We start from the raw sequence: 8,681 nt of genomic DNA on the forward strand, positions 1-8,681 counted from the left end.
GGTCCTTTCGGGTTGATTGACGGTGAAGCTAGCAAACCGGCATGACATGCCAATCACGGGCTACTCGGTCAGTTTATGTGTTGCGGTAGCGCGCATCCGCCGGCCGGACTGCTGAAACGTCGATCAGAGAGCTTTAGGCCGGAGCGATCCCATCACGAGAGGCAATGGCGCCTGCTCGATGGATGGCGCAAGGGCTCTTCCGTCCCGTGCGTCGCGACCATGACACCATGCGCCTGTTTTGCCCGACGGAGCAAACGATTTTGTCAGATACGCAGTTTACGCTTGCCGCAAGTCCTTGATTTTGCTGCGGCCGTCTACTGTGCATGGGGTTGTTTTCGATGTTTTTGTTTGCGCACCCTGATTGCAGTCAGCCCGGCACCAGTTCTGTCAGCGAGCGGATGATGCGGTCGGGCTTGACGATCGAGCCTTCGGGCAGGCCGTCGCCATGCACGTCGATCCAGATCGAGTAGATGCCGAGACGCTGCGGAGTCACCACTTCCCATTCCAGATTGTCGCCGATCATCCAGGTATCCTCGGCGGTGACGCCGAGCGCGTCCATCGCGTGCAGATAGGCGCGCTCCTCGGGCTTGCCGAAGCCGTGCTCGCCCTCGATCTGGATGTGATGGAAGCGATGCGCCAGCTCGAAGCGCTCCACCTTGGCGCGCTGGGTGTCGGCGGCGCCGTTGGTCACCAGCGCGAGCTTGATGCCGAGCGCCTTGAGCCTGTCGATGGCGTCATGCGCGCCCGGGAAGACGAACATCTCCTCCTCGCGATAGGCGGTGAAACGGTCGGCGAGGCGAATGGCGAGGTCGTCGGGCAGGGCGCGATGACCGGCGGCCGCGAGCGCGGCAAAACCGCCCTTGACAGTGAGATGGCGGGCCTCGGCGAGCTTCATCCGCCAGGAGGCGTCCGCATTGGCCCAGAAGTTTTTCGCGAAGGCCAGGACGGTGCTTGCGACCAGTTGCGGCGGCAGCGGCGCGAGCTCATCGGCGAACTCTGCTGTGATCGTGTTCCAGGCGATCTCGGGCCGCGCATAGGCCGACAGGATGGTGTCGTCCATATCGATCAGCATGGCGCGCGGCAGCGGCTTCATTGCGGGCTTCATCGTCGTCATGGCCACTTCACCTCCGGCGGCAGCGACGACAGGATCGAATCCACATTGCCGCCGGTCTTGAGACCGAAGATGGTGCCGCGGTCATAGAGCAGGTTGAACTCGACATAGCGGCCGCGCCGGATCAACTGCTCCTCGCGATCCTCTGGGGTCCAGCTTGTCGCGAAATTGCGCCGCACGATGTCGGGATAGATCTTCAGGAAGGCGCGGCCGACGTCCCGGGTGAAGGCGAGGTCGGCGTCCCAGTCGCCGCTGTCATGCCAGTCGTAGAAGATGCCGCCGATGCCGCGCGCCTCTTTGCGGTGCGGCAGGTGGAAATACTCGTCGCACCACTTCTTGTACTTGCCGTAATCGGCGACGCCGTTCGGCTGCGTGCAGGCCTGTTTCATTGCGGCGTGGAAGGCGATGCTGTCGGCATCGTCCTGCGTGCGCCGGCGATCGAGCACCGGCGTGAGATCGGCGCCGCCGCCGAACCAGGCTTTTGTGGTGACGACGAAGCGCGTGTTCATGTGCACCGCCGGCACGTGCGGATTACGCAGATGCGCGATCAGCGAGATGCCGGAGGCCCAGAATTTCGGGTCGTCCGCCGCACCGGGAATCTGCGCGCGAAACTCGGGCGCGAATTCGCCGTGCACGGTGGAGCAGTGCACGCCGACCTTCTCGAACAGGCGGCCTGACATCATCGACATCACGCCGCCGCCGCCGGCCGCGCCGGTATGATCGGTACGCTGCCACGGCGTGCGTTTGAAGCGGCCCGGCTCGCCCGGATAAAGGCTTTGCGGGGCATCGTCCTCCAGCCGCTCGAAGCTCGCGCAGATGTCGTCGCGCAGGGCTTCGAACCAGGCGCGAGCGCGGGTCTTACGGTCTTCGATCAAGCTCGGGTCCAATGTGGATGTCATTCTCTCAACCCTGCGGACCGTAATAGGTGCAGCTCTCGTTGCAACTGTCGCGGTGGATGCTGACGCGGGTGAGCTTGCCGATAGGGGCGAGCCGCTCCCAGACGAAGCGCGAGAGGTTTTCCAGCGTCGGTGTGCCCAGCGCCTCGATCTTGTTGAGGTACTTATGGTCAAGCGTCATGCGCACGTCCTCGATGGCGCGCTGGACCAGGCCGAGATCGACCACCATGCCGGTTTTGGGATCGGGCGTGCCGCGCAGCGTCACCTCCGCGCGAAAGGAGTGGCCGTGGATCTCTTCGCTATCAGCGCCGAACGTCGTTCCCGACAATGAGTGCGCCGCCTCGAAGCGAAACGATTTCGTCAATTCCCACATCTGTTCGAAAACCAATCCTATCTGATGCCGAGCGACTTATGCGTCTGCACGCTGAGCCGCCATTGCGGATGATTGAGGCAATAGTCGATTGCGCCCGCGGTGTTTTGGGCGACCTCGGGCCCGTCCATCGGCTGCAGCGAGAAGCGCTCGAAGGCGAGATCCGCGAAGGCCTCCGGCATGGCGAGCGGCTGCGGATAGACCAGCTTCAGCTCGTGGCCGCGCCGGATCACCAGATCGCTGCCGCCCTTCGGACTGACGCAGATCCAGTCGAGCCCTTCGGGCGGGGCGATGGTGCCGTTGGTCTCGACCCCGATCTCGAAGCCGTTTGCGTGGAGCGCATCGACCAGCGCGGCATCGACCTGCAACAGCGGCTCGCCGCCGGTGAGCACCACGTAACGGTTGTCGGCCGACGCCGTCCATTGCGCCGCGATGGTGCCGGCGAGTTCCGCGGCCGAAGCATAGCGTCCGCCGAGCGTGCCGTCGGTGCCGACGAAATCGGTGTCGCAGAATGTGCAGGTGGCCTCGCTGCGATCCGTCTCGCGCCCGCTCCAGAGATTGCAGCCGGCAAAACGGCAAAACACGGACGCGCGCCCGGCATGGGCGCCTTCGCCTTGCAGGGTCAGGAAGATTTCCTTGACCGCGTAACTCAACCGTCTCTCCTCAACAATCTCAAACTTGCGGGTTCCGGAGCTGCCGCAGTGCTTCGCCTGCGGCCATCGCCGCGGTCATGGCGACATTGAGCGACCGCAGCCCCGGAGCGATCGGGATCACCAGCCGGGCGTCCGCCGCCTCGACCACGGCCTCGGTGACGCCGGCGCTCTCGCGCCCGAATAGCAGGATGTCCGCCGTCTGGTAACGGAAATCGCGGTAGTCGGTCGCTCCCTTGGTGGTGAACAGCAGCAGGCGGGCGCCCTGCGTCGCGCGCCATTGCTCGAATTTCGACCAGGAGTCGTGCCTGACGATGCTGACCTGATCGAGGTAGTCCATTCCCGCCCGGCGGAAATGCCGGTCGGAGACCGGGAAGCCGGCCGGCTCGATGATATGGGCGGCCACGCCCAGACAGGCGCAGAGCCTGAGAATCGTGCCGGTGTTCTGGGGGATGTCGGGTTGGAAAAGCGCTATCTGCATGGGCTGTGCATGGGCTGTCTCGGTTCGGTGCGGGCCGGAAATGTCTCAATAAAACATCGCTGGCCGCGGAATTCGTGCATTGCACGCTCCCGCGCCGATAGCGGGCTTGCGCTCGCCCGGCAAGGGTGCCAATAGAACGATTCTGGACTGCTGTTTTCGCCTTGTTTTGGTGGGGGCACGTGAAGTTCTGCCGCCGCGGGGGGCCGCGGGCGCCGGCAGGCTGTTCTGGGGACCTTGGGGGCTCCTGGAGCGGTTCCGCCGGCTGCATAAGAAGAAAGGGTTGGAATCGTGACGACAGCGTCTTCGGCGGACCATCCGACACGCCGTGATTTCTTATTCGTTGCAACGGGGGCAGCTGCAGCAGTAGGGGGCGCAGCCGCGCTCTGGCCCTTCATTTCCCAAATGAATCCTGATGCGTCGACCATCGCCGCCGGTGCGCCGATCGAGGTCGATCTCAGCCCGGTCGCCGAGGGGCAGGACATCAAGGTGTTCTGGCGCGGCAAGCCGATCTATATCAGCCACCGCACCAAGAAGCAGATCGACGAGGCGCGCGCCGTCAACGTGGCGAGCCTGCCCGATCCGCAGTCCGACGAGGCCCGGGTCAAGTCCGGCCACGAGCAGTGGCTGGTCGTGATCGGCATCTGCACCCATCTCGGCTGCATCCCGATCGCCCATGAAGGCAATTACGACGGGTTCTTCTGCCCCTGCCATGGTTCGCAGTACGATTCGTCCGGCCGCATCCGCCAGGGGCCCGCGCCCGCGAACCTGCCGGTGCCGCCGTACCAGTTCGTTTCCGACACCAAAATCCAGATCGGCTGAGCCTCGGGCCCTCGTCCGAAGCTTCGCGCCGTCTCGTCGTACTATTTCCTCAGGATCGCATCATGAGCGGACCATCCGACTACCAGCCGAGCAATCCGGCCCTGCAATGGATCGAGCGACGTCTGCCGATCCTCGGCCTCATGCACTCCTCCTTCGTGGTCTATCCCACCCCGCGCAACCTGAACTATTGGTGGACCTTCGGCGCCATCCTCTCCTTCATGCTGGGGATCCAGATCCTGACCGGCGTGATCCTGGCGATGCACTACACGCCGCATGCCGACCTCGCCTTCAAGTCGGTCGAGCTGCTCGTCCGTGACGTCAATTACGGCTGGCTGCTGCGCAACATGCATGCCGTCGGCGCCTCGATGTTCTTCGTCGCCGTCTACGTCCACATGCTGCGCGGCCTCTATTACGGCTCCTACAAGGAGCCGCGCGAGGTGCTGTGGATCCTCGGCGTCATCATATACCTGCTGATGATGGCGACGGGCTTCATGGGCTACGTGCTCCCCTGGGGCCAGATGAGCTTCTGGGGCGCTACCGTCATCACCAATCTGTTCTCCGCCATCCCCTATGTCGGCGAGAGCATCGTGACGCTCTTGTGGGGCGGCTATTCGGTCGGCAACCCGACGCTGAACCGCTTCTTCTCGCTGCACTATCTGCTGCCGTTCCTGATCGCGGGCGTCGTCGTGCTTCACGTCTGGGCGCTGCATGTCTCCGGCCAGAACAACCCTGATGGCGTCGAGCCCAAGACGGAGAAGGACACGGTTCCGTTCACGCCGCATGCGACCATCAAGGACATGTTCGGCGTGTCCTGCTTCATGCTGCTCTACGCCTGGTTCATCTTCTACATGCCGAACTATCTCGGCGACGCCGACAATTACATTCCGGCGAATCCGGGCGTGACGCCGCCGCACATCGTGCCGGAATGGTATTACCTGCCGTTCTACGCAATCCTGCGCTCGATCCCGAACAAGCTCGCGGGCGTGATCGGGATGTTCTCGGCGATCATCATCCTGTGCTTCCTGCCCTGGCTCGACGCCGCCAAGACCAAATCGTCGAAGTACCGTCCGCTGGCCAAGCAGTTCTTCTGGATCTTCGTCGCGGTCTGCATCCTGCTCGGCTATCTCGGCGCGCAGCCGCCGGAAGGCATCTACGTGATCGCCGGCCGGGTCCTGACGTTCTGCTACTTCGCCTATTTCCTGATCGTGCTGCCGCTGCTCTCGCGGATCGAGAAGCCGCGGCCTGTGCCGAACTCGATCTCGGATGCCGTCCTGGCCAAAACCGGAAGCAGGTCGACGCCGATGGTGTCGAGCGCGATCGTGCTTGCGCTGGCGGGCGCGTTGTTTGCGGGCTCCGCCGACAACGCGCGTGCCTCCGAAGGCAGCGACAAGCCGCCGGGCAACAAATGGTCGTTCGCGGGTCCGTTCGGCAAGTACGACCGCGGCGCGTTGCAGCGCGGCCTGAAGGTCTACAAGGAAGTCTGCGCCAACTGCCACGGCCTGTCCTACATCGCCTTCCGCAACCTCGCGGAAGCCGGTGGTCCCGGCTATTCGGTCGCGCAGGCTGCAGCCTTCGCCTCCGACTACAAGGTCAAGGACGGCCCGAACGACGCGGGCGATATGTTCGAGCGCGCGGGCCGGCCGGCGGATTATTTCCCCTCGCCATTCCCGAACGAGCAGGCCGCGCGTGCGGCGAACGGCGGCGCGGCGCCGCCGGATCTGTCGCTGATCACCAAGGCGCGCTCCTACGGCCGCGGCTTCCCCTGGTTCATCGTCGACTTCTTCACCCAGTATCAAGAGCAGGGCCCGGACTACGTCTCGGCGGTGCTCCAGGGCTTCGAGGACAAGGCGCCCGAAGGCGTGACCATCCCGGAGGGGTCCTACTACAACAAGTATTTCCCGGGCCACGCCATCAAGATGCCGAAGCCGCTCAGCGACGGCCAGGTCACCTACGACGACGGCTCGCCGACCACGGTCGCGCAATATTCCAAGGACGTCACCACGTTCCTGATGTGGACCGCCGAACCGCACATGGAAGCGCGCAAGCGCCTCGGTTTCCAAGTCTTCATCTTCCTGATCATCTTCGCCGGCCTGATGTACTTCACCAAGAAGAAGGTCTGGGCCGACTCGCACTGAGCGGCCTGAGGCGAGAATGAAGAGGCCCCCGCAAGGGGGCTTTTTTGTTGGGCACGAGAGTGTGTTGTCAGGCGCGATTGCCTATCGCGCGCTCAAACGCCAAAATGGCCCCAACCGCTCCCCAAAAACTCGTCGGAGGACACCATGGGAACCGCCATCACCTTCAAGCGCCCGGACGGCAAGGACGCATTGGGCTATCTCGCCAATGCCGCGCGCGGCAACGCGCCCGGCGTGGTGGTCATCCAGGAATGGTGGGGCCTGTCAGACCAGATCAAGGGCCTCTGCGATCGCTTCGCGCTGGCCGGTTTCGATGCGCTGGCGCCCGATCTCTACAAGGGCAAGGTGGTGCCGTATCACGACACCGACGCCGCCGGCAAAGAGATGAACTCGCTCGATTTCATGGACGCCACCACGCAGACCGTGCGCGGCGCCACGCGATATCTGTCGCGCAACGGCGCCAAGGTCGGGCTGACAGGCTTCTGCCTCGGCGGTGCCGTCACCATCATCGGCGCGGTGCATGTGCCGGAGCTCGCGGCCGGCGTCGTGTTCTACGGCATTCCGCCGGAGCAGGCGGCCAAGCCCGCCGACGTCAAGATCCCGCTCCAGGCCCATTTCGCCAACAAGGACGATTGGTGCACGCCGGAGCTGGTCAACGGCTTCGAAAAGGCCATGAAGGCCGCCGGCAAGTCGCTGGAGCTGTTCCGCTATGATGCCGAGCACGCCTTCGTCAACGAGCAGCGCCAGGCGGTCCACGACCGCGAAGCCGCCGAGCTCGCCTGGGGCAGGGCGACGGAGTTTTTTAGGAAGCATCTGGGGTAGTCGCCCGTAGCCCGGATGGAGCGCAGCGTAATCCGGGGCTGTCTCATCGTGGTACCGGACCCGGATTGCGCTGCGCTTCATCCGGGCTACCGGAGACGACACCTTGACGCCGTCCCCGCGCCATGATGAGTATCCGCCCATGAGCACCGCCGTCCGCCCATCCCGTCTTTGGTGGCGCACCTCCTGAGAGGTGGCCGGTGCGATTTATTCTCCCAAAATCGTCTGAGGTCGCCCACGCAGTGCGGCGGCCTGATCGTTTGTCCTGTGTGGCGTTCCCTCGACAAGTTTCGTAAGAGGACCCCATGAACAGGACCGTCTTTGCCCTTCCGGCCCGAAGCGACTACGTGACCCGCGCCGGGCTTGCTGTCACGCGCGTGGCGGAACAGTTTTCCGGCGGCGCCAACCGGCTCGACGATCTCGTCAGCCTGCTCGACCGCCGCCGCGGCGTGGTGCTGTCCTCGGGTACGACCGTGCCCGGCCGCTACGAGAGTTTTGACCTCGGCTTCTCCGACCCGCCGCTCAAGCTCGAGACCACCGGCGTCAATTTCAAGCTGGAAGCACTGAACGCGCGCGGGGAGGTGCTGATCGCCTTCCTCGCCGACGTCTTGCGCGAACCCTGCGTCGTGATCTCCGAGAAGACCGCGACGCGCCTTGCCGGTCATATCATCCGCGGCGAAGCCCCGATCGACGAAGACCAGCGCACGCGGCGCGCCAGCGTGATGTCGCTGGTGCGCGATCTCGTCGCCGCGTTCTCCGCCAACGACGACGGCGTGCTCGGCCTGTTCGGCGCCTTCGCCTACGACCTCGTGTTCCAGATCGAGGACCTCGTGCAGAAGCGCGCGCGCGAGAGCGACCAGCGCGACATCGTGCTCTACGTGCCCGACCGCCTGCTCGCCTATGACCGCGCCACCGGCCGCGGCGTCGTGCTCACTTACGATTTCGCGTGGAAGGGCAAGTCTACCGCGGGCCTCCCGCATGAGACCGCCGAGAGCCCATATCTCAAGACACCGCGCCAGGGTTTTGCCGATCACGCCCCCGGCGAATATCAGGCCACGGTCGAGACGGCGCGCGCCGCCTTTGCGCGTGGCGATCTGTTCGAGGCGGTGCCGGGGCAACTCTTTGCCGAGCCTTGCGACCGCTCGCCGGCGGAAGTGTTCCAGCGGCTCTGCGTCATCAACCCATCGCCCTACGGCGCGCTGATGAATCTTGGTGAGGGCGAATTTCTCGTCTCGGCCTCTCCGGAAATGTTCGTGCGCTCGGACGGACGCCGGGTCGAGACCTGCCCGATCTCGGGCACGATCGCGCGCGGTACCGATGCGATCGGTGATGCCGAGCAGATCCGCCAGCTCCTGAACTCCGAGAAGGACGAGTTCGAGCTCAACATGTGCACCGACGTCGAC

At 64.4% G+C, this 8,681-nt stretch carries 9 protein-coding genes; 4 read left to right on the plus strand and 5 right to left on the minus strand.

Features of this window, described 5'->3' with window-relative positions; genetic code table 11:
• Positions 1-367: 367 nt before the first annotated feature.
• From AC0L20_RS35855 to AC0L20_RS35875, 5 genes are read right to left on the minus strand one after another with little or no spacing between them, the layout of a single operon-like run.
• The gene (locus tag AC0L20_RS35855; RefSeq protein ID WP_473295108.1) at positions 368-1,114 is read right to left on the minus strand and encodes an HAD family hydrolase; all 747 of its coding nucleotides are present in this window, start codon (positions 1,112-1,114) and stop codon (positions 368-370) included.
• Positions 1,111-2,010: an oxygen-dependent coproporphyrinogen oxidase gene (gene hemF / locus AC0L20_RS35860; RefSeq protein ID WP_473295109.1), complete on the minus strand. Its 900-nt coding sequence runs from the start codon at positions 2,008-2,010 to the stop codon at positions 1,111-1,113. The genes AC0L20_RS35855 and hemF overlap by 4 nt, the downstream gene beginning before the upstream one ends.
• Before the next feature lie 4 nt (positions 2,011-2,014).
• Positions 2,015-2,380, minus strand: a complete 366-nt coding sequence (locus AC0L20_RS35865; RefSeq protein WP_247357255.1) for a 6-pyruvoyl trahydropterin synthase family protein — start codon at positions 2,378-2,380, stop codon at positions 2,015-2,017.
• Positions 2,381-2,397: 17 nt separating this feature from the next.
• The gene (queE, locus tag AC0L20_RS35870) at positions 2,398-3,030 is read right to left on the minus strand and encodes a 7-carboxy-7-deazaguanine synthase (protein ID WP_473295110.1); all 633 of its coding nucleotides are present in this window, start codon (positions 3,028-3,030) and stop codon (positions 2,398-2,400) included.
• Positions 3,031-3,049: 19 nt separating this feature from the next.
• Entirely contained in the window at positions 3,050-3,508 is a 459-nt protein-coding gene (locus AC0L20_RS35875) for a tRNA (cytidine(34)-2'-O)-methyltransferase (protein ID WP_473295111.1), read from the minus strand.
• Positions 3,509-3,796: 288 nt separating this feature from the next.
• Between AC0L20_RS35875 and petA the strand changes: the two genes are divergently transcribed.
• The 4 genes from petA to AC0L20_RS35895 all read left to right on the plus strand — a co-directional run.
• Positions 3,797-4,327, plus strand: coding sequence for a ubiquinol-cytochrome c reductase iron-sulfur subunit (petA, locus tag AC0L20_RS35880; RefSeq protein WP_026232845.1), 531 nt, complete (start codon positions 3,797-3,799; stop codon positions 4,325-4,327).
• Positions 4,328-4,389: 62 nt separating this feature from the next.
• Complete coding sequence (fbcH, locus tag AC0L20_RS35885) at positions 4,390-6,462, plus strand: cytochrome b/c1 (RefSeq protein WP_473295112.1); 2,073 nt, start codon at positions 4,390-4,392, stop codon at positions 6,460-6,462.
• A gap of 144 nt (positions 6,463-6,606) precedes the next feature.
• Complete coding sequence (locus tag AC0L20_RS35890; RefSeq protein WP_473295113.1) at positions 6,607-7,281, plus strand: dienelactone hydrolase family protein; 675 nt, start codon at positions 6,607-6,609, stop codon at positions 7,279-7,281.
• A gap of 302 nt (positions 7,282-7,583) precedes the next feature.
• Positions 7,584-8,681 (plus strand): chorismate-binding protein (locus AC0L20_RS35895; protein WP_473295114.1); only part of this gene is annotated, 1,098 nt, incomplete at its 3' end.

This window comes from Bradyrhizobium sp. Kon58 (genome assembly GCF_055807455.1).